Annotated in this window: 17 protein-coding genes; 7 read left to right on the top strand and 10 right to left on the bottom strand. The window is 70.0% G+C overall.

Translation table 11 applies throughout. From position 1 onward, the window contains the following. Positions 1–12 precede the first annotated feature (12 nt). The 5 genes from ACIHFD_RS24060 to ACIHFD_RS24040 all read left to right on the top strand — a co-directional run bounded on the left by ACIHFD_RS24060 (position 13) and on the right by ACIHFD_RS24040 (position 6,374). Positions 13–1,410 carry an aminobutyraldehyde dehydrogenase gene (locus tag ACIHFD_RS24060; protein WP_397368781.1) on the top strand — a complete coding sequence of 466 codons (1,398 nt, stop codon included), beginning with the start codon at positions 13–15 and terminating at the stop codon, positions 1,408–1,410. 252 nt (positions 1,411–1,662) lie between these two features. Further along, on the top strand, positions 1,663–4,971 hold the full coding sequence (locus tag ACIHFD_RS24055) for a nitrate- and nitrite sensing domain-containing protein (protein ID WP_397368780.1): 3,309 nt from the start codon (positions 1,663–1,665) through the stop codon (positions 4,969–4,971). Positions 4,972–4,976: 5 nt separating this feature from the next. Beyond that, positions 4,977–5,390: a roadblock/LC7 domain-containing protein gene (locus tag ACIHFD_RS24050; protein WP_201760494.1), complete on the top strand. Its 414-nt coding sequence runs from the start codon at positions 4,977–4,979 to the stop codon at positions 5,388–5,390. 20 nt (positions 5,391–5,410) lie between these two features. Further along, positions 5,411–5,815: a DUF742 domain-containing protein gene (locus ACIHFD_RS24045; RefSeq protein ID WP_225964010.1), complete on the top strand. Its 405-nt coding sequence runs from the start codon at positions 5,411–5,413 to the stop codon at positions 5,813–5,815. Then, positions 5,796–6,374, top strand: coding sequence for an ATP/GTP-binding protein (locus ACIHFD_RS24040; protein WP_192790701.1), 579 nt, complete (start codon positions 5,796–5,798; stop codon positions 6,372–6,374). Before ACIHFD_RS24045 ends, ACIHFD_RS24040 begins: the two co-directional genes overlap by 20 nt. A gap of 411 nt (positions 6,375–6,785) precedes the next feature. Here ACIHFD_RS24040 and ACIHFD_RS24035 read toward each other — a convergent pair whose 3' ends face one another. The 3 genes from ACIHFD_RS24035 to ACIHFD_RS24025 all read right to left on the bottom strand — a co-directional run bounded on the left by ACIHFD_RS24035 (position 6,786) and on the right by ACIHFD_RS24025 (position 11,216). Then, positions 6,786–9,293, bottom strand: a complete 2,508-nt coding sequence (locus ACIHFD_RS24035) for an FG-GAP-like repeat-containing protein (RefSeq protein ID WP_397368779.1) — start codon at positions 9,291–9,293, stop codon at positions 6,786–6,788. A gap of 646 nt (positions 9,294–9,939) precedes the next feature. Continuing rightward, on the bottom strand, positions 9,940–11,082 hold the full coding sequence (locus ACIHFD_RS24030) for a methyltransferase domain-containing protein (RefSeq protein WP_397368778.1): 1,143 nt from the start codon (positions 11,080–11,082) through the stop codon (positions 9,940–9,942). Continuing rightward, positions 11,079–11,216: a hypothetical protein gene (locus ACIHFD_RS24025; RefSeq protein WP_363962887.1), complete on the bottom strand. Its 138-nt coding sequence runs from the start codon at positions 11,214–11,216 to the stop codon at positions 11,079–11,081. The genes ACIHFD_RS24030 and ACIHFD_RS24025 overlap by 4 nt, the downstream gene beginning before the upstream one ends. Positions 11,217–11,927: 711 nt before the next feature. On the opposite strand from ACIHFD_RS24025, the gene ACIHFD_RS24020 reads away from it, so the two are divergent. Next, positions 11,928–12,452: a GNAT family N-acetyltransferase gene (locus ACIHFD_RS24020; RefSeq protein WP_397368777.1), complete on the top strand. Its 525-nt coding sequence runs from the start codon at positions 11,928–11,930 to the stop codon at positions 12,450–12,452. A 191-nt stretch (positions 12,453–12,643) separates the two neighbouring features. Here ACIHFD_RS24020 and ACIHFD_RS24015 read toward each other — a convergent pair whose 3' ends face one another. The 4 genes from ACIHFD_RS24015 to ACIHFD_RS24000 all read right to left on the bottom strand — a co-directional run bounded on the left by ACIHFD_RS24015 (position 12,644) and on the right by ACIHFD_RS24000 (position 16,079). Further along, positions 12,644–13,426, bottom strand: coding sequence for an oxidoreductase (locus tag ACIHFD_RS24015; RefSeq protein ID WP_397368776.1), 783 nt, complete (start codon positions 13,424–13,426; stop codon positions 12,644–12,646). Between the two features lie 68 nt (positions 13,427–13,494). After that, positions 13,495–14,073, bottom strand: a complete 579-nt coding sequence (locus ACIHFD_RS24010) for a TetR/AcrR family transcriptional regulator (RefSeq protein WP_397368775.1) — start codon at positions 14,071–14,073, stop codon at positions 13,495–13,497. A gap of 39 nt (positions 14,074–14,112) precedes the next feature. Next, entirely contained in the window at positions 14,113–14,823 is a 711-nt protein-coding gene (locus ACIHFD_RS24005) for an SDR family NAD(P)-dependent oxidoreductase (RefSeq protein WP_397368773.1), read from the bottom strand. Continuing rightward, entirely contained in the window at positions 14,820–16,079 is a 1,260-nt protein-coding gene (locus ACIHFD_RS24000; protein WP_397368772.1) for an erythromycin esterase family protein, read from the bottom strand. The genes ACIHFD_RS24005 and ACIHFD_RS24000 overlap by 4 nt, the downstream gene beginning before the upstream one ends. Positions 16,080–16,376: 297 nt before the next feature. Here ACIHFD_RS24000 and ACIHFD_RS23995 point away from each other — a divergent pair, with 297 nt between their 5' ends. Beyond that, a complete protein-coding gene (locus ACIHFD_RS23995) occupies positions 16,377–17,786 on the top strand; it encodes a glycoside hydrolase family 6 protein (protein ID WP_397368771.1) in 1,410 nt (469 codons plus the stop codon). Positions 17,787–17,829: 43 nt separating this feature from the next. Here ACIHFD_RS23995 and ACIHFD_RS23990 read toward each other — a convergent pair whose 3' ends face one another. Genes ACIHFD_RS23990 through ACIHFD_RS23980 form a run of 3 tightly spaced genes read right to left on the bottom strand, consistent with a single transcriptional unit; the run spans position 17,830 to position 20,681 of the window. Beyond that, positions 17,830–18,558: an SAM-dependent methyltransferase gene (locus tag ACIHFD_RS23990; protein WP_397368770.1), complete on the bottom strand. Its 729-nt coding sequence runs from the start codon at positions 18,556–18,558 to the stop codon at positions 17,830–17,832. Positions 18,559–18,589: 31 nt separating this feature from the next. Beyond that, the gene (locus ACIHFD_RS23985) at positions 18,590–19,468 is read right to left on the bottom strand and encodes an HpcH/HpaI aldolase/citrate lyase family protein (protein WP_397368769.1); all 879 of its coding nucleotides are present in this window, start codon (positions 19,466–19,468) and stop codon (positions 18,590–18,592) included. Continuing rightward, the gene (locus ACIHFD_RS23980; RefSeq protein ID WP_397368768.1) at positions 19,458–20,681 is read right to left on the bottom strand and encodes a CaiB/BaiF CoA transferase family protein; all 1,224 of its coding nucleotides are present in this window, start codon (positions 20,679–20,681) and stop codon (positions 19,458–19,460) included. Before ACIHFD_RS23980 ends, ACIHFD_RS23985 begins: the two co-directional genes overlap by 11 nt. Between the last annotated feature and the right edge of the window lie 100 nt (positions 20,682–20,781).

The raw sequence follows: 20,781 nt of genomic DNA, 5'->3' as shown, positions 1-20,781 counted from the left end.
ACATGAATTTCCATGCGTGAACTGATCAACCCCGCCACCGGGCTGCCGTGCGCCGAGATTCCCGACACGCCGGTGGAGGGCGTCGCGGCCGCCGTCGACCGGGCCCGCGCGGCCTTCGAGGAGTGGTCGCAGACCACCCCGGCCGACCGGGCGCGGCTGCTGCTGCGGGTGGCCGACCTGGTGGAGGCCGACGCCGAGGAGCTGACCAGGCTCGAGGTGGAGGAGACGGGCAAGCCCGCGTCGGTGTTCAGGGACGGCGAGCTGCCGTTCGCCGCCGACAACCTGCGCTTCTTCGCCGGGGCCGCCCGTTCGCTCGAAGGCTCGGGCGCCGGTGTCTTCAGCCCCGGCTACACCTCGGTCCTGCTGCGCCGCCCTGTCGGGGTGGTGGGGTCGATCGCGCCGTGGAACTTCCCGTTCGTCATGGCCGTCTGGAAGGTCGGGCCGGCGGTGGCCGCGGGCAACGCCGTGGTGATCAAGCCGGCCCCTCAGACGCCGCGTACGACGTTGCGGCTGGCCGAACTGTTCGCCAAGGCGGGCGCGCCCGACGGGCTCGTCCAGGCGATCACCGGGGACGCCGAGGCCGGCCAGGCGCTGGTCACCCACCCGGGCGTGGACATGGTCAGCGTCACCGGGTCCACGGAGACGGGCCGGGCGGTCATGACCGGGGCCGCGGCCACGCTCAAGCGGGTGCACCTCGAGCTCGGCGGCAAGGCGCCCGCGCTGGTCTTCGAGGACGCCGACCTCGCGGAGATGGCCCGCGGGGTGGCGATGGGGGCGACGTACAACACGGGGCAGGACTGCACGGCCGCCACCCGCGTCTACGTCGCCCGCGAGGTGTACGCGGACGCGATCGAGGCACTGCGGGCAACTCTTGCCAAAATAACCGTCGGCGACCCCTGGGACCCGGCCACGGACATCGGCCCGCTGATCTCGGCCGCGCACCGGGACCGGGTGCACGGGTTCGTCTCCAGGGCCAGCGGGCGCGTGCTCCACGGAGGCGCCCCGATCGAAGGCCCCGGATTCTTCTACCCGCCCACGCTCGTGACCGACATCGCCCAGGACAGCGAGATCGTCCAAGGTGAACTTTTCGGACCCGTGCTCGTGGCGCTACCGTTCGACGGCGAGGACGAGGCGGTCAGACTGGCCAACGACACGCGGTACGGTCTGGCCTCGTCGGTGTGGTCGCGTGACGTCTCCAGGGCCATGCGCGTCTCACACCGGCTCGATGTGGGCGTGACCTGGGTGAACGACCACCTGCCCATCGCCAGCGAGGCGCCGCACGGCGGGGTGAAGGGCAGCGGGTTCGGCAAGGACATGAGCCAGGAGGCGGTGCAGGAGTATTCGGTGACGCGGCACCTGATGGTGAAGCACGCGGCACCGGTCGAGCGGGATTCGTTCCGGCCCGCCTGAAGACGTGTACGGCGATATGTTGCCCAAAGTGACCCTTTGGGCACGTGTGATGGGATATGTTCGGTTGGCCGATCTGGTACGGGTTGTGTTCCAATTACCCAGCCGGAACGAATCCCATGCGCCACACGCGTGTCTGATTTCTTTCGAGCACGTACCGGCGAGAGGTTGCGAGAGTCAGTGAGGACGAAAGACCCCAGGCACACGAGGTCAGGGGAGTACACAGGCGGACGTTTCCGGCTGGGGAACTGGCGTGTGCGCTCCAGGCTGGTCGCGCTGATCCTCATCCCCACGGTGGTGGGTGTGCTGCTCGCCGGCGTGCAGCTGGCCAACGCCATCGGCACCAACGCCGAGTACCGCCGGCTCACCCAGGTCGCCGAGCTGGTCCAGCGCATCGGTGCGCTCAACCACGAGCTCGGCAAAGAGCGAACGCTCACCGCGTGGTACGTCTCCGACCGCAGCAGAGGCCAGCGCCTCGTCCAGCTCAAGACGCAGCGGCAGGCGACGGACACGGCCAAGAAGCAGGTGCTGAGCGCGGCCAACGCCATCGACGCCGCGCACTCCGCCCGTGTCATCGAGGGCGTCGACAACATGCGCCGGTGGCTCGCCGGTCTCGACAGCCTCCGCGAGTCCATGGTCTCGAACGTGCCGCCGCGTGCCGCCATCAGCACGTACACCACCATGATCGGCGTCTTCTCCGCGATCGAGGGCGACCTGGGTTCCGGCGTCAACGACGACACCCTCCAGGGTGACGTGGCCGCGCTCGGCTCGCTGCAGCGGGTCAAGGAGGAGATCTCGCGCCAGCAGATCATCCTGATCGTGGCGCTCGTCCAGCGGAAGCTGGACAACGACGACCTGTCGGACTTCCTGGGCTCCTGGAACAAGCAGCAGGCCGAGCTGGCCGCCTTCGAGCAGGAGGCCGACTCCAAGGACCTGGACGCGTACCAGAAGGGCGTCAAGGGCCTGCAGATCGACCTCGCCGACGCCATGCGCCAGCGCGCGCTCGCCCAGATGCGCGAGTACAACGAGATCCGGGACCTCGACGTCACCACCCGCCGCGACCTCGGCAACTGGTACGAGTCGACCACGCTGTCCGGCAACGCCATGCGCAAGGTCGAGGACGGCCTGGCCACCAGGATCGTGGCCAGGACCCGGGAGCTGAGCGACACCGAGCAGCGCAACGCGATCATCTCCGGTGCGGTGATCCTGGTCCTGCTGCTCCTCGTCCTGGTCTTCACCACCCGCGTGGCCGGTTCGCTGGTCCGCCCGCTGCGCCGGCTGCGTGCCGAGGCGCTCCAGGTCGCCACGACCCGGCTGCCCGAGACCGTCCGCGTGCTGCGCGAGTCCGGCGAGAACGCGCAGATACCCGAGACACCCTCGGTCGGCATCAACACCCGCGACGAGATCGGCGAGGTCGCGCAGGCCTTCGACGAGGTCCACCGCGAGGCGATCCGGCTGGCCGGTGACGAGGCCAAACTGCGGGCGAACGTCAACGCCATGTTCGTCAACCTCTCCCGCCGCAGCCAGACGCTGGTCGAGCGGCAGCTGCAGCTCATCGAGGGTCTGGAGCAGGGCGAGGAGGACGAGCAGCGGCTCGCGAACCTGTTCCGCCTCGACCACCTGGCCACCCGCATGCGCCGCAACAGCGAAAACCTCCTGGTCCTCGCCGGCCAGGAGGCCGCGCGCAAGTGGAGCGAGCCGGTGCCGCTGGTCGACATCGCCCGCGCCTCGCTGTCCGAGGTCGAGAACTACGAGCGGGTCCAGATCCAGATCCCGTCCGGCACGCTGATCGTCGGCCCGGCCGTCACCGACGCCGTCCACCTGCTCGCCGAGCTCATCGAGAACGCGATCTCGTTCTCCCCCCGCGAGAGCAAGGTCCAGGTCACCAGCACCCCCGCCGAGGGCGGCGTGCTCGTGTCGATCAACGACCTGGGCATCGGGATGAACCAGGAGGAGCTCTCCGAGGCCAACTGGCGCCTGGCGAACCCGCCCGTCGTGGACGTGTCGGTGTCGCGGCGCATGGGCCTGTTCGTGGTCGGCCGCCTGGCCCTGCGCCACGGCGTCCGCGTGCAGCTCAGCCCCCGGGAGACGGGCGGCCTGAGCGCGCTGGTCTTCATGCCGGACATGCTGATCAGCAACGGCCTGGGCGGGCCGCAGCAGGGCGGGCAGTACGAGGCGTTCACGGACTTCGACCCGAGCATGTTCGCGGAGCCGTCGCGGAACGGGTCCAGCTCCTACGGCGCGGCGCCCTCCGGCGACGGTCCCGAGCACGTGGTGGACACGCAGTGGCCGGGGTCGCTGCCGGTGCCGGGGAGCGGCAACTGGGCTCCCTTCGGCGGCGACCAGCAGGCGCCGTTCAACGAGCAGCCCGCCGCGTTCAACGACCGGCCCGCCGCGGATCGCCCGTTCGGTGAGCAGCCCTTCGGGGACCAGCCGTTCAGTGAGCCGCAGCCCTTCGGTGAGCAGCCGTTCGGTGAGCAGCCTTTTGGGGAGCGGCAGCCGCCCTACGCCGAGCAGCCGCAGAGCTCGCAGAACGGCGACCAGCCGCGCTGGCCGTCCTTCGCCGAGGAGCCCCCTGCGCCCGCGCAGCCGCCGTTCGGGGAGCAGCCGTTCGGGGAGCCGCGCTGGCCGTCGTTCGCCGAGGAGACGCCGCCTCCCGCGCCGCAGCCCAACTCGTTCGCGGAGAACCGGTGGCCGTCCTTCGCGGAGCAGCCGCCGCCCCTGCAGGAGGAGGAGCCGCGCTGGCCGTCCTTCGCCACCGAGCCGCCCAAGCAGCCGCAGGAGGAGCCGCGGTGGTCGTCGTTCGCCGACCCGACGCCGCGCAGGTCGCTGTTCGAGTCCGAGGATCGTCCGCAGCCGCAGTTCGGGGAGTCGTACCGCTCGCCGTTCGCGGATGACCTCAAGCCCGCCGACCAGTTCCAGCAGAACGGGCAGTCCAACTACGACAGGTTCGGGCCCGGCGACTACTCCTCGCAGGACATGACCGGCCCGCTCCCTGTGGTGCGCAACTCGCCCATGGAGGAGCAGGGCGACGAGTTCCTGCCGATCTTCTCGTCGGTCGGGTCCGACTGGTTCCGGCGGCCGGAGCCCGAGGTGCTGCAGCCGCCCAGCGAGCCCGCTCCCTACGAGGCCGCTTCCTACGAGCCCGCTTCCTACGAGGCCGCTTCCTACGAGCCCGAGCCGGAGACCACGGTCGTGCATCCGGCCGTGCCCGCCGACCCGGCCCCGGTCGCTCCCGCGCAGTCCCCGTCGGGGCTGCCGCGGCGCACGCCCGGCGCGTCCGGGGCGGGCGCGACGTGGTCCTCGCCCGCGGACTCCGGCTTCCAGGCCGCGCAGGCCGCCGCGCAGCCCGCGCAGGGCGGCACGACGTCCTCGGGTCTGCCCCGTCGCGTGCCCAAGGCCAACCTGGTGCCCGGTACGGCCAGCCTCGCCGAACCCCAGGCTTCGTCACCGGCACCGCAGATCTCACCCGAGCGGCTGCGCAGCCGGCTCTCCAGCTTCCAGCAGGGCGTCCGCCAGGGCCGAGCGTTCACCCGGGGCGAAGAGAATGAGGAGGACAAATGAGAGAAATGAGCCAGGGAGCGCGCGGCATCAGTTGGTTGATCACGGACTTCGTGAACAACGTGCCGGGCGTCGCCCACACGGTCGTGGTGTCGTCCGACGGTTTGCCGCTGGCCTTCTCCGAGGGTTTTCCCAAGGATCGGGCCGACCAGCTCGCCGCTGTGGCGTCCGGCGTGATCAGCCTGACCCAGGGCGCCGCGCGGGTCTTCGAGGGCGGTATGGTGACCCAGACCGTTATCGAGATGCAGCGTGGGCTCTTGATGATCATGTCCATCAGTGATGGGTCCTGTTTGGCGGTCCTGGCTGCTCCCGACTGTGACATGGGCCTGGTGGCTTACCAGATGACCCTGCTGGTCGAGCGAGCGGGCCAGGTGCTGACGCCGGCCGTACGCGCCGAGCTGCAAGCGGCCCGCCCCCGTTAGTGGGGCGGTGACAGGAGATCATGGTGTCAGGTCAGGGTTGGGCTGGTGATAGCACTCCGCCGCATCCGGCGGCTCCCCGTCCGCAGAAGCAGAGCTCCCTGGTACGGCCCTATGCCGTGACCGGGGGGCGCACCGCTCCGCGGATGAAGTTCGCCATGGAGGCATTGGTGTCCTCCGTGACGTCGGAATACCAAGACATTTCCCTACTTAGTCCGGAGTATCAGGCGATTATTCAACTGACCCGGAACGTCCGGTCGGTTGCCGAGATCTCCGCCCTTTTACGCCAGCCCCTTGGGGTGGTCCGGGTGCTGATCGCCGACATGGCGTCCGAGGGCCTGATCCGCGTGCACCAGCCTGCGCTGGACGCCGGAAAGCCGGACCTCAACTTGCTCGAAAGGGTGCTCAGTGGACTTCGCAGGCTCTAGCCCCGGCCTAACCTCGACGAAGATCGTCGTGGCCGGGGGCTTCGGCGTGGGGAAGACGACATTCGTGGGTGCGGTATCGGAGATCCTGCCGCTCACCACCGAAGCGGTCATGACGGACGCCTCCGCGCACGTGGACGACGTCTCCCTCACACCGAACAAGACCACCACGACCGTGGCCATGGACTTCGGCCGGGTCTCGCTCGATCGCGACTTGATCCTTTACCTGTTCGGCACGCCCGGACAGCACCGCTTCTGGTTCATGTGGGACGACCTGGTACGCGGTGCGATCGGCGCGGTCGTCCTCGTGGACACGCGCCGCCTGGCGGACAGCTTCCCCGCGATCGACTATTTCGAAGAGGCGAAGCTGCCGTTCGTGATCGGCATCAACGGCTGGGACGGGCAGTTCGCGCACGCGGAGGACGAACTCCGCGAGGCCCTGTCGATCGGCGGCCACATCCCGATCGTGCGCCTGGACGCCAGGCAGCGGGAGTCGGTGAAATCCACCTTGATCACTCTGGTGGAACACGCCCTGACCCGCCACATGCACACCCCGGTGTAGGCGGACAGCGGCCCGTCCGGGTTCAACCTGCTGGATCCCGCCCCGAGGCCAACGGCCTTCGCAATGGGGCGCTTCGCGCCGAAGGCGCTCAGACGTTCTTGTCTGGGCGCCTTCGGCGCACCCCACGCCTTCGGCGACTGGTCGGCCCACCCCTTGACCTACGAGGCGGTGGGCCGACTTCTACCCAGCCTGCTTACCGGATCAGGCAAGCTTCGTTGAGCGATCGCCTAGCTGAGATCGCCCGCCGGCGCATCGTCACTGACGCGAGATCGCACGGAGGATCTGCCAGGCCCGTGTCGGTAGATCGGGCCTGGCAGAGGTGCGGCCTGGCTGTCCGGGGCGACGAGGTCGCCGGAGGCCGCCAGGCCGCACTCACTCTTGCGGCGACTATCTGGACCGGGCCGTGGGCTTCTAGTTGCCGCCGCGGTTCAGCCAGGCGCGGACCGCGCCTCCTTGGTAGACGACCAGATAGTCCGCTTTGCCGTCACCGCTGATGTCGGCGAACTGGACGTACTCGCGGGGGTAGTTGGACGCGTGGGCCCAGTCGTAGCGGGCCTCGAAGCTGCCGTTGCCCCCGCCACCGCGGTTGAGGAAGGCGTGCACCGCGCCCTCGACGCTGACCTGCAGATAGTCGGCCCGGCCGTCACCGTCGCCGTCGGCGAACCGGACGGCTTCCAGCGATGAGCCCCGGGTGCCGCCGGCCCAGTTGAGCCACAGCGGCCAGTATTCGGGCTCTACGTTGCCATTGCCTCCGCCGCCGTCGGGGTTCCACAGGTTCCGGTACACGTGGACCGCGCCCTCCGCGCTGACCCGCAGGATGTCGTCGCGCCCGTCTCCGGTGACGTCCGCGAAGCGGAGGTTCGCCCGGTTGAACGACTCCTCGTCGAAGGCGATCCCCTTGTAGACGAACTTGAGCTGGTTGCCCGTCCCGGGGAAGTTGAGGTAGGCCCGTACCTTGCTGTCGGAGCTGACCACGAGGTAGTCGTCGCGGCCGTCCCCGTTGAGGTCGGCGAAGCGCACCTCGTCCCCATGGACGTCGATTGTTTGGCCCCCGTCACCAGGATGGGCCCCCGGGTCGTACACACCCACGTCCACCCAGTCGGGGAACCCGGGTGTGCCGACGGTGTTGATCGATGTGCGGATGCTGCCGTCGTCCCGGACCTGGAGATAGTCGGCCCGCTTGTCGCCGTTGAGCTCGGCGATGATCGTACGGCCTACGTCGTAACCGTATCCGGGCGCGATCACGCCCAGCCTGCGCCATCCCTCGCCGAGAGCCGTCTCGCCGGGCTCGAGGCCCCCCGGGTTCGGGTCGCCGGGTTCGACGGTAGAGTTTCCCGGGTCGTCGTCGACAGGGGAGTCCGCCGGGTCGCAGCCGTTGGCCGCCCGCTCGGGCAGCGGGGCCTGAATCCAGCCCTTGGCGTCCGCCTGGAGCACGGCGCTGTACCAGGCGTCGGCCATCTTGGCGTAGCCCGCGTCCGTCGGGTGCGCGTCGTTCTCCAGTCCGTCGCTGACCAGCACCCGCTTCATATCGACCAGAAGTACGTGCTTGCCCTCGCTCTGCAGGTCCTCCACCATGCCGGGCAGCGCCGCGTTGTAGGCGTCGATGCGCGGCTGCAGCCCGGCCTTGGCGGTCGGGATGAGCTTGGCGACCAGCACCGCGGCACGTGGTGAGTGCGTCAGCGCCTGGTTGATCAGCTTCTTGAGCCGGGTGGGCGCGGCCGGCAGGTTGTAGTCCTGGTTCATGTCGTTGGTGCCAGCGTGCAGGGTGATCACGTTCGGCTGGTACCGCGGCACGCTGCAGTAGGCGAAGGCCGCGATCTGGCCGATCCGTTTGCCCGGGTGCCCCTGGTTGTCGCGGTCGCTCATCGAGCCGGCCTGCACCGACCCGACGAAGTCAACCTCGGGCGCGATGGCCTTCAAGTAGGCGTACAACTCGTCGCGGTAGCCGTTCCCGTCGGAACTCTCCACGCCGTAGGTGATCGAGTCTCCGAGCGGCATCACCCGCAGCGAGGAGGCGGTCATGGGGATGCCACGCCGGTGCGCCTCGCGCACGATCGCGTCCCAGACCCGCTCGGAGAGTTCCGTCCACTTCTCGCCGGCTCTGTTGACGAGGTTGCTGAGGGTCTCGCCCGCCCATCCTCTGATGGCCACGGCCACGTCCTTGAGCGTCTTGCCGACCCTGACCGCCGTGCCGGGCAGCGCCTTGCTCATCCAGTTCTTGCCCAGGTCCCAGCCGGCTCCGGGCAGCAGCGCCGCGACCAGCCCGAACGCGAGCGCTTCGGCCCACAGTTGCGGATCGCTGGGCGCTCTACCCGCGAAGTAGGAGGCCACCATGTACCCGCTGAAGGCCGCTATGCCCTGGGAGACGGCCGAGCAGACGTTGATGAACAGCGCGCTGGCGGGCGGGGCGGCGAAGGAGACGCAGAACGCGAAGGTGGCCACGCGTACGCCGAGCGTGGCCATCATGACGACGACCGATCGCCACCACCACCCCCAGGACGCCTCACCGACGTCCGCGGACGGGATGACGATCGCGAGCCCGTCACTCGTCGCTTGGAGCTTGCCGTCGACGTCGACGTCGTCATAGTCGCTGATGTCGACGATATCCGTCGGCGCGTCCTCGAAGTGCTCCCGCTGCCCGTTCAGCACGGCGAGCGCCTGGTCGCTCAGCGAGACGCCGGGCTGGTACACCTTCTCGATCGCGTCCTGCATCATCGCCTGGGTCACGCCCTCGAAGGCGAAGCGGAGCACCAGGTCGTCGTCGGCGGCCACCAGCGTGGCATCGGCGAGGACGGCGTCCTCGCCGCAGAGGACCTCCATCCCCGTCGTGCCCGCGGGCGCGGTGGTCTGCAGCGCGCGTGGCAGGCCGCAGTCGGTCGTCGCCGACTGCGACTGGGCGGGAACGCGAAGAAGACTCAAGGTCAGGACCAGGACCAACCCGCTCGCGATCGCACGAATGGCGAAGCTGATCATGCCGCGCCGGCCTCTCGGTTTCACTCAGAACCCGTTTCCGCTGTCGCCGGGGGTGTCAGGCCCAATAACAGAGACACCACGATGGACATGGTCAAGGCCACACGGCCAGTCGTTTTTCGCGTATACACGCACACCTCCACAATCGGGGCTGATCATCTCCATCCCAGACAAGACCGGCGTGAACCCCCCATGAACACTCGCCGGTGGTCATGATGACTTGAAGCGGCCTCACCTGGGCGGCTTGGGTGCTGAAGGCGATCGCAACACCTGACCTTGAGGGGGCGTTGCCATGAACGAGGCGTGTCGGACAGGTAGAAGCGGGGACCCGCGCCGGTCGCGGACCGACGCGATCAGTACCTTCGGCTCATGGCACAGGGGACGAGCACGCCGCGATGACCGAAGGCCGGAGCGTCTGCCGTGGCACGCGCCTGACGGACCTCTTCCGGCACCCCACGCCTCATCGCGGTTGGAAGCCCTGCGGAACCCGGTTGGCGGTCGTCGGCGGTTCCGCGACAACGGCGCGTGCGCCCGGGGCACGATCTCCCTGGTTGAGGTCCTGACACCTGGCCAGAGGCGGCCGCTCTCCACCTGCTCAGGCCCCGGCGCGGCCCAGCGTACGCTCCGGAGTGTCCAGCCAGATCCGTTGGCCCTCCCGCGTGATGGTCATGCCGAACCGCTCCCGGTCCGGCTCGCCCCAGGACACCCACTGTGCGTAAGCGTCGGTGATCTCATCCCACAGGGACCGATCGCCGAGTTGGTATGCGAGGTGATCGCCGTCCGGGTCGTGAACCGCCGCCGCCCAGTGGGCCGGGTGGGCCGGGTCGACCACGTACAGCACGAAACGGTCCCCCTCGTCCACCTCGCGGATATGCAGGCCGCTGAGAGCCGACATGGCCAGCCCCGCCCCCGCCGGCGCGTGCGCGATCGTGCGCGGGTCTACCTGGGTCGTGGACCGTCGGCCGCTGCCGTCGTCGTCGGAGACAGGGGATCCGTCCTGCGAGCGCATCATCATGTACGACGTGTAGCCGGGGAACCGGCCGGCGGCGACCCCGTCCGGCATCACCACGAGCCGCACGGAGAGGTCGACGTCGAAGCCGGGCGAGAACGGCGCCACGATCACGCCGCCCGGCCGAGTCTGCTCGACCCATGCATACGGCACCGTGTGGACGGCGCAGGTGACGTGGACCCGGTCGTACGGTGCTCCCTCGGCCCACCCGTCCGCCCCGTCACCGACGATCAGGCGCGGGTGCACGCCGGCCGCGGCCAGCGTCTTTCCCGCTTGCTCGGCGACGGCCTGGTCGACCTCGATCGAGGTCACGATGCCGTGCTCCCCGACCAGGTGCGACAGCAGCGCGGCGGTCCAGCCCGTCCCTGTGCCGATCTCCAGCACCCGATCGCCTGGCTTCGGATCGAGCAGGGTGAGCAGATCGACGACGGTCCCCGGAGCAGAGTTGGAGGAGGTGTAGCGCCCGTCCACCTCGCGGATGTCGGTTGCGCCGGCATCGAGCTGAGTCACGATGGCGTCCGGTCCGTACACCATGGCCCACCAGGTGTCCGGGTCGGCGTGCCGGTCGATGAGGCGGGGGCCGCCTCCGGTGAGAACGACCCCGGTGGGGGGCACGAACCGATGCCGGGGCACGGCCCGCAGCGCCTTGTCGATGGCGCCGCTGACCCGGCGGCGCTCGCTGATGGCGTCGATCAGGCCGTCAATGCGGGCGCCCAAGTCGAGGGTCACTTGCCGTCCTTCTTGTCCCCGTCCCCGCTGCCGCGCTTACCCGCGCTGCCGTCTCCGTCGCCCTGGCTCTTCTTCTTCTCCTTTGGGGGAGTGAACGGCTTCAGGCTGGGCTCCTCGCCCTTGTGCTTTCCCATGCCTGCCTCCTACGTCTAGATGAGTTGCTCATTGTGATCGTATGGATACGGTGCGGAGTGGGCAAGGGGGTAGTGCCGGTTCCGGTCTTCGCCGATAGGCGAATGTCACCCCTCGCTCTGACACGCCCAGGCGTGGCGTATGCAGAGGCCCCGCCCCGGGGCGATAACCGGAAGCGGGGCCCGTCGTCGGCTGTTCGGCAGGGTCATCAGCAGCCCTCGAAGCCCGTGACGGGCCTCGGTGATCACGAACTGTCGCGCTTGTTCGTCAGTGGCGTCACTACGCCAAGGTCAGTTGGCTGAGACATCACAGATCCATCGGAGGCATCTCCTGCCTGAAGTCCGCGCAGGAGAAATACGGGCCTCCGCTTCCCTGGGCGCCGCTGCCATAGACCGCTTCTAGAGACGGGGGCGTGGCTCAGGGGCACCCACTTCACGCCCCGATTGGCGGATTCCCTCGCATTCCCCGATCGGGGCTCCTCCGCCCGAGGCTGCAGGGCAGTATGCCTGGGTGGGGGCCATCAGGATCTCCGGGTTGGTCGTCACCGGGTTCCACGTACGCGGACATAAGAGTCCAAGCGGTCGGTCATCGGAAATCCTGCTCAATGGCCATGTAGTCTCTCGATCTTGCGGGCGTGCCCCGATCCGCTCCTGTCGAAGATCGAGGAAGGGTCGATCGGTTGACCAGATGATCCATTGTGAATGGAGAGGCTCTTGCTGACCGGCGATCTCATACGGCTACGCTCCCTTGAACCCTCCGACGCCGAGCCGATGTGGCGTTGGAACAATGACCCCGAGGTCGGGCGCTGGATGTTCGGCAGCTATCCCGAGTCGCTCGCACAGATCACCAGACGCTTCGAGGACCTGCCCCGCAACTCCTATGCCAGCGCCTTCTTCGGCGTCGAGCCGCTCAACGAAAAGCGGTTGATCGGCTCAGTACGGCTCCGCGATGCCGAACCCGAGACCGGCGCCGCCGAACTCGACCTTCGGATCGGGGACAAGGAGTATTGGAGGCGCGGCTATGCCACCGACACCGTGAGAGTGATCTGCCGATACGGCTTCGCGGAGATGCGACTCCACAGAATTCGGCTCTCGGTGGTCGCGGAGAACGCCGCCGCCCTCCGCGTCTATGAAAAGGTCGGCTTCGTCGTGGAGGGCCGTGAACGAGAAGCCTTCCGCCGGGACGGCGCGTGGCATGACATGGTCCTGATGGGCCTTTTGGAGGGTGAGCTACGGTGACCGGGCACCCGGATCCCGGTTGGCCATAGACCTGGATTTTCACTGCCGCCAGCCTCGATCAGATGGGCCGCTTACCTGGATAGTTCCTGGGGCTTGCGGCGTCGGCCCGTCTACTTGGGCGCTACGGCAACGGGAGCTCGCCGGGTAAGGGCCGGCTGTCACCACTGCACCGCCCAAAGAAGTCCTGGGCGTCAGAGGGTCTTCACGGTGCCGCCGTCGATGACGTGGTCCGCGCCCGTGATGTTGCCCGCCACGTCCGACAGCAGGAACGCGATCAGCGCCGCCACCTCCCGCGGCTCGGTGATGCGGCCCGTGGTGATGCCGAACGCCGCCGGGATCCCCTCCAGGAACGCGCCGTGGTCCGCGCCCGCCAGAGCGGCCATCTTGCCGCCGAAGCCGTCCGGATCGTCCCAGAGTGCGGTACGGACGACGCCGGGCGAGACGGTGTTGACCCGGACGCCCCGCGGCCCGAACTCCTCGGCGAGGGACTTGCCGAGCGCGGTCAGGGCGGCCTTGGCGGCGCTGTAGGCGACGGGGCCGGCGGCCGGAAGGCGGGAGTTGATGGACGAGACGTTCACCACCGAGCCGCGCCGCTCGATCAGGCTGGGCAGGGCGGCCCTGGTGACGCGGACGGCGCTGAGCAGGTTGACGTCGAAGATGGCGGCCCACTCCGCGTCGCCGGTGTCGAGGAAGCCGACCGGCTCCACGGCGTCCCCGCCGCCCACGTTGTTGACCAGCAGGTCGATGCCGCCCAGTTCGGCGAGGGCGGTGTCGATGAGGGTGGAGACCCCGCCGGGGGTGCTCAGGTCGGCCGGCACCGCTATGGCGCCCGACTTCTCCAGTTCGGGCGTGATGGTGCGGGCGGCGCCGGCCACGCGTACCCCCTCGTCGATCAGGGTCCGCACGGTGGCCAGGCCGATGCCCCGGCTGGCGCCGGTGACGACGGCGGTCTTGGAGTCGAGTCCGAGCTTCATGATCTCTCCGATTTTCTTGAACTCAAGGTACAAAATGAGGGTGCGATAAATCCCGGCAGGGGGTGGGGTCAGAGGGAGTCGACGACCGCGTCGACCACTCTGGTGAGGCGGTCCGGGCCGTCGGCGACGCGCGCCAGCAGGCGCATGCCGACGACGGTGTTCAGCAGCAGGCTCCCGACCGCCCGGGCGTCCCGGTCGGCGGCGATCTCGCCCGTGCGCCGGCCCTCCTCGACCAGCGCGCGGAAGGCGTCCTCGGTGCGGTCGAACATCCGCCGCACGAGCTGCGCCGCGCTCTCGTCCGCCTGGCCGAGCTCGGCCGCGGTGTTCACGGCCATGCAGCCGCGCCGGTCGGGATCGGCCAGGTCCATCTCGGACAGGAGGCGCAGCGCCCTGCGCAACCTGTCCTTGACGGGGCCCGGCTCCTCCAGCATCTCGATCAGCGCCGCCGCCTGGCTGTCGCGGTAGCGGCTCAGCGCCGCCTCGAACAGCGCGTGCTTGCTGCCGAAGGTGTTGTAGAGGCTGCCCTTGCCGATGCCGAGCGCGTCCACCAGGTCCTGCGGCGTGGTGGCCGCGTAGCCCTTGCGCCAGAACACGTCCATGGCGTGCCCGACGGCCGCGTCCGGATCGAACTGCTTCGGCCTCCCCATGGCAACGACGCTAACAGCTTCTGGACCTGGAGGTCAAAATCACCCGGCGGCCGGCATCTCCGGAGGCGCTCCGGTCGCCAGCCGGTGGGCGCGCCGCGTGATCGCGGCCGGCCAGCCGTCCGGCACCACGGTGAAGGCGCCCGCACGCACCGCCGCGAGGGCCTGGTCGGCGATGTCCGCGGGGTCCTCGCCGTCGGGCGACATGCCGGTGCGCACCAGGGCCGGGCACAGCATCGTCACGCCGATCGGCGTGCCGGCCAGCGACAGCGCCGCCTGTTCGGCGAGGGCGACGACGGCGTGCTTGGAGGCCGCGTACGCGCCACCGGCCGGGAACGTGACGAGCCCCGCCAGCGAAGCCGTGATCAGAATGTGCGCCGGCCGGCCGGACGCGAGCAGTCGCGGGACGAACGCGCGCAGTCCGTTGACCACGCCGCCCACGTTCACGGCGAACACCCGGTCCCAGTCCTGCGGGCTCACCTCCCACGGCGCGCCCAGGTCCCGGCCGACGATGCCCGCGTTCAGGCAGACGAGATCGACGTCCGGGGCGGCGGTGGCCAGCGCCTCCATCTGCGCGGCGTCGGAGACGTCGGTCCGGATGGCCTCGGCCCCCAGCACGGTCGCGGCTTCGGCGAGCGCTGTCTCGTCGACGTCGGCGAGCACGACCCGTGCCCCGTCCGAGCGGAGCCGGGCGGCCAGCGCCCTGCCGATCCCGCCGGCGGCGCCGGTGACGACGGCGTTGGTGATGTTCATGAAGATGCTCCAAACATGGTCGACGAGTCCGCCGTCGCGGTGGGAGTGCACACGACCGCGTCGAAGGCCTGGTGCAGCGGCGTGTCCACGGTCGCGCTCTGCGACCGGATACGGTCCAGCGGCGGCCCCGTACGCAGGTCAGTCAGGGTGACGGCCCCGCCGAGCCCGGCGTCGACGAGGGCCCCTTCCACGCTCCCAGGGGCCGGGGCGTCGAGGCTGACGACGTCGAGCGTGAACCCGACAGGGGAGCCCTCGGCGGGGACGATCATCTCCGGCACCTGGCCGGCGGTGTGGGTCAGCGCCACGGCGCGGTAGCGCGGGCCGAGGTTGCGTGCCAGGTAGTGGCCCATCGGCAGGCCGGCCAGGTGGCCGCCGAAGGTGACCGGGGTTTTCTGTATGTGGTTGTTGTGGGCCACCAGCACGACTCGCGCGCCGTTGCCGGCCCTGTCCAGATGCCACCGTACGGCCGCCGCCATGTAGTGGTCGCGCGCCGACGTGTCGCCCGGCAGGCCCGCGCCGGAGAACAGGTCGTTCATCGCCCGGAGCATGTAGTCGGTGTGGCAGGCGGCATCCAGGTGGCGCCGGGCCGTGTCGTATCGGTGCCGGTCGGCGCGGGAGACGTAGAGCGGTTCGAGCGCCCGCAGCCGCAGCGACAGCCGGGACAGGCTCGCCGTGAGGGAGTCCCGGAACGCCGGGTCGAGAGCGCCCCACGCGGGCGCCGACACGGCGGCCGAGCCGCCGGTGATCTCGTCGGCCGCGCGCAGGACGCCGGCCACCAAGTCGTCGAGGTCCGGGTCGACCAGCCGCAGGTATTCGGCGACCGGGTCGAGGTCCGGCCGCAGGGTGAGGGTGTTGGGCAGGTCGATCCCCACGATCCGGACAGGCTGGGACCTGCTCCGGTTGTAGTGGCGCAGCCAGAGCAGCAGCTCTCCGAACACACCGCGGGTCAGGGGCCCGGCAAGCCGGAGGAGGTCGGCCTCGTCGCCCTCGCCGGCGAGCCAGGCGTTGACGGCGGTGGCGTCCGCGGATCCGAGCTCGAACGCCACGTCGGTGAACCCGCAGCGTTCGAGGAGGAAGCGCAGCAGCCGCGCACGGGCGAGGTTGAACTCGCGGACGAAATGGGCGCCCTCGCCGACGGCCACGACCTGGGCGTCACCGACCACGCCGCGCAGCGGCTCGAGGTCGTCGAGAACGGGGTCGGCCGGGTCGAGGGTGTTGAGGACAGTCGTGTGCCCTGACAGGGAACGGGAAGTCATGGAAATGCACTCGTTTCTCGGTGGATGCCGGAAGCCGGCGGTCAACGCGTCGAAGAACGCGGAACAGAGCGCTCGGCCGGACCCGTGCCGACGGGTCGCCGGAGGCGCTGCGATGTCCGCTCAGGGACGCGGATCAGAGAAACAAGGTGCCAGGAACCATGCGGCCGATCATAGCGGAGCCGTAGCACGTACGCTCCGTCACCGCCGGTGCCGGTGCGTACGTTCATACTTCGCCTCTTGACCTTGTCAGACGGGGTCGGTAATGATCAACCGCGACTCCCGCCGAAAGGTGCACACGTGCGATTCATCGCAGGCAAGACCGCGGCTTTAGCCGCCGTCCTGACAGCAGTTCTCGTCGTCCCCCAGCCCGCCTCAGCCGCCGCCCAGCTCATCGGGAACGGCACCTTCGACAGCTCCACCGCCCCCTGGGCCGCGATCGGCCAGACGACGGTCGCGCTCGACGCCCAGCGGCTGCGGGTGGACGTGAAGGCCGTCGTCGCCAACCCCTGGGACGCCATGGTGGCCGCCCCCACCACCGCCGCCCTGAACCCGGGCAAGAGCTACACCCTCTCCTTCGACGCCTACTCCACCGTCGCCTTCAAGGCCACCGCCACGGTGCAGTACAAGGCCACGCCCAGCGCCAACCAGTCGCTGGCCACGGGCGTGCAGCTCACCACGTCGAGCAAGCGCTACAGCATCCCGTTCACGGCCGCGACCGCCACGGACACGGCGGCAGAGGTGACGTTCCAGCTCGGCGGGTCCGGCGGGACGCCCGTGATCCGGTTCGACAACGTGTCGCTGATGGAGACGCAGACGACGCGCCCGACCGCCCTGTTCGTGTGGAACCAGTCCAACCCGGCCAAGTTCGTCACGGCCAATCCGAACGCGAGCCAGACCGCGGCCATCTCCGCGAACATCGCCAACAAGCCGATCTTCGAGTGGTTCGGCGGCTGGTTCAGCGACATCACCCAGGCCGTGGACACCTACGTCGGCGCGGCGCAGACCCAGGACAAGCTGCCGATGCTGGTCGCGTACAACATCCCCAACCGGGACGCGTGCGCCAACCAATCGGGCGGCGGCGCGGGCGACGCGGCCGGCTATCACGCGTGGATCACCGAGTTCGCCAAGGCCATCGGCACCAGGCACGCGATCGTCGTGCTGGAGCCCGACGCGGTCGCCGCCGCCGGGTGCGTGACCAAGATCGGCAAGAACCCCGAGGACCAGTACGCGATGCTGCTGGACGCCACGCAGGTGCTGAAGGCCCAGGCCCCCAACGCGTGGGTCTACCTGGACGCGGCCAACGCCACCTGGCTCGCGCCCGACGTCATCGCGCCGCTGCTGGTCAAGTCGGGCATCGCCAACACCCGCGGCTTCTCCGTGAACGTGTCGAACTACTTCTGGACCACCGACTCCGAGACGTACGCCGTCGGGGTCAACGGTCAGCTGTCGGGCACCGTGGGCGCCAAGAAGTACGTGATCGACACCAGCCGCAACGGCAACGGCCCCTACTCGGACAGCACGCCCGAGGACAACTGGTGCAACCCGCCCGGGCGCAAGCTCGGCGCCTCGCCGGTCAGGCAGTTGAGCGGCGCCGAGTACATCTTCTGGGTCAAGGTGCCCGGTGACTCCGACGGCGTGTGCAACGCCTCCACCAAGCCGGCCGGGCAGTTCGACCCCGACCTGGCCGTGGCCCTGATCAACGGCTAGTCCCCGATGGCCGGGCCTCTCGGCGAGAGGCCCGGCCGCTCTCTCATACCCGCTGGAGCAGGAGGGTGACGAAGCCGAGCGCCTCCCGGTAGCCGTTGAGCCACAGCTCGCGGTGCTCCCGCGCGACGGCGAGGGCCTGGTCGCCGTCGGGGCCCGGGTTGGCGGCGGCCCATCGGGCCAGGGTGCCGGTCCACGACCATTCGTACTCGTCCCACTCGGCGAGGGTGCTCACGTGGCCGTAGACCGCCAGCCAGCCCTCGGACTCGGCGGCGGCCACCGTGCCCGCCAGGCCGGGGTACGCGCCGATGGCTTCCACGACCTCGGGAGCAGGCGTTCGCTCCCAGAAGCCCTCCCCGATCAGCGCCAGCCCGCCCGGCCGGACGAACCTGGCGACCGCGTCCATCGTGCCCTTCAACCCCTGGAACGCGTGGGTCGAGCCCACGCAGAGCACCAGGTCGTACGGCTGCTCCGAGGAGAACTCGGCCGCGGACATCTCGTGCAGCCTCAGCCGGTCGGACAGGCCACGCGCGTCCGCCGCCCGCCCCGCCGAGGACACGGCCTCCGCGGAGAGGTCCACGCCGTCGGCCGTGGCCGAGGGGACGAGTTCGAGCGCGCGGAGCGACCATTCGCCCTCGCCGCATCCCAGGTCGAGGACGCGGGCCCCCTCCGGAAGCGCGGCCCGGAGCAGCAGGCGGTCGAGGTTGCCGGGCGTGATGGGCGCGGCGATCGGATGGTCACGGTGGGCGATGGAGCTGATCAGCGTTCGTTCCATGCCGTTCAGTCTCGCGGCGCCCGCAACCGGTTTATCCGCCGTACCGGTCGAGGACGGCGCGTGCCGTGGCGGCCATGGCCTCGTCCACCATCTCGCCCTCGAACGTCACCGCTCCCGACCCGCCGGCCTGGGCCGCCTCCACCGTCGCGATCAGCCGGGCGTAGCGGGCCAGCTCGTCGGGGGAGGGGGAGAAGGCCGCGTTGATGACGGGGACGTGGGAGGGGTGGATGGCCATCATGCCTTCGTAGCCGAGCGAGCGGTTCTGCTCGGCGAAGAAGCGCAGCCCGTCCAGGTCGCCGATGCTCGTCCACAGGCCCGCGACCGGGTTGGGGATCCCGGCGGCGCGCACGTCGAGGAGCACGCGGGAGCGCAGGCCGAGCGTGCTCTCCGGGGTCCAGCGGTAGCCGACGGCCCGGGCGACGTCGCCGCCCGGCGCGGTGACGGCGCCGAGGTAGGCGATCCGGGACGGGGCCGCCATGGCGACGTCGTACGCCGCCCGCAGCCCGGAGGCCGTCTCCAGCAGCGGCACCAGGGCGATGTGCCCCCGAGGCAGGCCGCGTTCGCGCTCGCACCAGGCGAGCAGCCGGTCGGCGAGGCGCACGTCCTCCGGGCCGCTCACCTTGGGTAGCACGACCCCGGTGAGCCGCTCGTCCGCGACGGCCCGCAGCTCCTCGGCCCCCGCCCACCCGTCCAGCGGGTTGACGCGGACGAACAGGGCCAGGTGCCCCGCATATCCGGCCACCGCCGCGGCCACCGCGCGGCGAGCCTCGGACTTGCCGTCGGCGGGGACCGCGTCCTCGAGGTCGAGGATGACCGCGTCGGCCCCGGCCGCCTCCGCCTTGGCCAGCCACTCCGTCCTGGTGCCGGGGACGAAGAGCAGGGAACGGAGCAGGGGACGCTCAGATGACACCGTGCTGCTCCAGCTCCGCCAGCTCCTCCTCGGCGAGCCCCAGCCACTCGTGGTAGACGAGGTGGTTGTCCTGCCCGAGCGCGGGGCCGGTGCGCCAGACCTTCCCTGGCCGCCGGTGGAAGTGGGGGATCACGCCCTGCATGCGCACGGGGCCGAGGTCGGCGTCGTCGACGGTGATGATGTCGCCGCGCTCGGCGTAGACCGGGTCGGCGGCGATGTCGGCGGCGGTGAACACCCGCGAGGCCACCACCTCCGCCCGGGCGAACTCCGCCAGGCACTCGTCCGTGGTCCGCGCCGCCACCCACTCCCGCAGGCCCTTGTCCAGGGTCTCCCGGCCCTCGTGCTGCTGCGCGGACGTGGCGAAGTCCTCGTCGGGCAGGCCGAGCAGGCGGGCCACGTTGCGTACCGAGCGGAGGGTCGCGGACGTCACGGTGATCCACTCGCCGTCACCCGAGCGGTAGGTGTTGATCACCGCGGCGGGCGCGACGGCGAGCTGGTTGCCCGCCCGTTCGGGTACGACGCCGAGCTGGTCGTAGGCGATGATCTGCCACTCGATCAGCCGGTAGAGGGGCTCGAAGAGGGCCAGGTCGATCCACTCGCCGTCGAAGCCGGGGTCGCCCGCGCGGCGGTGGAGGGCGGCGAGCACGGCGTACGCGCCCATCAGCCCGGTGACCGCGTCCCCGTGCGAGAACCCCGTGTGCACGGGCGGCCCGCCGGGGAACCCGGTCAGGTGCACCACCCCGCTCCTGGCTTCGCCCATCTTGCCGAAGCCCGGCTCGTTCGCCCGCGAGGAGGTCGCCCCGAACCCGGAGATCTGCAGCAGGATCGCCTTCGGGTTGAGCCGGTGCACGGCCTCCCAATCCAGCTCCCAGTCGCGCAGCCGCCCGGCCCGCAGGGTGACGATCACGACGTCCGCCCAGGCGACCAGCCGGTGGGCGATCTCGCGTCCGGCGGCGTGGTGCAGGTCGAGGGTGACCGAACGCTTGTTGCGACCGGCGACCTTGAACCACAGGGGCACGCCGTCCCGTACCGGGCCCATCGCGCGGGCAGCGTCGCCGGCGCCGGGGGCCTCCACGTGCACCACGTCCGCACCCTGGTCGGCGAGCATGGAGCCGGCCATCGGCCCGGCCACCACGTGCGCGAACTCCACCACCTTCAGCCCGCGCAGCTGCCCCTGGCCGCTTCCGCCCGTTTCCTGACCCGTGCCTGTCACCCGCGCTCCTTCGCCTCCCGATCCGTTTCATCCTGCCGAGGCGGTGAAATGCGTGTCCAGCACAAGAAACCCATCATTCAATGCGCTTTGCGCATGAATC

The sequence above is a fragment of the Nonomuraea sp. NPDC051941 genome, assembly GCF_044593615.1.
The sequence above is the reverse complement of the archived record's forward strand: the minus strand, read 5'-3'. Positions and strand labels throughout refer to the sequence as shown.

What these genes read in the sequence shown, in the direction of transcription:
- ACIHFD_RS24060 (WP_397368781.1), top strand. Translation starts at nt 13, where the DNA reads ATGCGTGAACTGATCAACCCCGCCACCGGGCTGCCGTGCGCCGAGATT.
- ACIHFD_RS24050 (WP_201760494.1), top strand. Translation starts at nt 4,977, where the DNA reads ATGAGCCAGGGAGCGCGCGGCATCAGTTGGTTGATCACGGACTTCGTG.
- ACIHFD_RS24045 (WP_225964010.1), top strand. Translation starts at nt 5,411, where the DNA reads ATGGTGTCAGGTCAGGGTTGGGCTGGTGATAGCACTCCGCCGCATCCG.
- ACIHFD_RS24025 (WP_363962887.1), bottom strand. Translation starts at nt 11,216, where the DNA reads ATGGGAAAGCACAAGGGCGAGGAGCCCAGCCTGAAGCCGTTCACTCCC.
- ACIHFD_RS24015 (WP_397368776.1), bottom strand. Translation starts at nt 13,426, where the DNA reads ATGAAGCTCGGACTCGACTCCAAGACCGCCGTCGTCACCGGCGCCAGC.
- ACIHFD_RS24010 (WP_397368775.1), bottom strand. Translation starts at nt 14,073, where the DNA reads ATGGGGAGGCCGAAGCAGTTCGATCCGGACGCGGCCGTCGGGCACGCC.
- ACIHFD_RS24005 (WP_397368773.1), bottom strand. Translation starts at nt 14,823, where the DNA reads ATGAACATCACCAACGCCGTCGTCACCGGCGCCGCCGGCGGGATCGGC.
- ACIHFD_RS24000 (WP_397368772.1), bottom strand. Translation starts at nt 16,079, where the DNA reads ATGACTTCCCGTTCCCTGTCAGGGCACACGACTGTCCTCAACACCCTC.
- ACIHFD_RS23990 (WP_397368770.1), bottom strand. Translation starts at nt 18,558, where the DNA reads ATGGAACGAACGCTGATCAGCTCCATCGCCCACCGTGACCATCCGATC.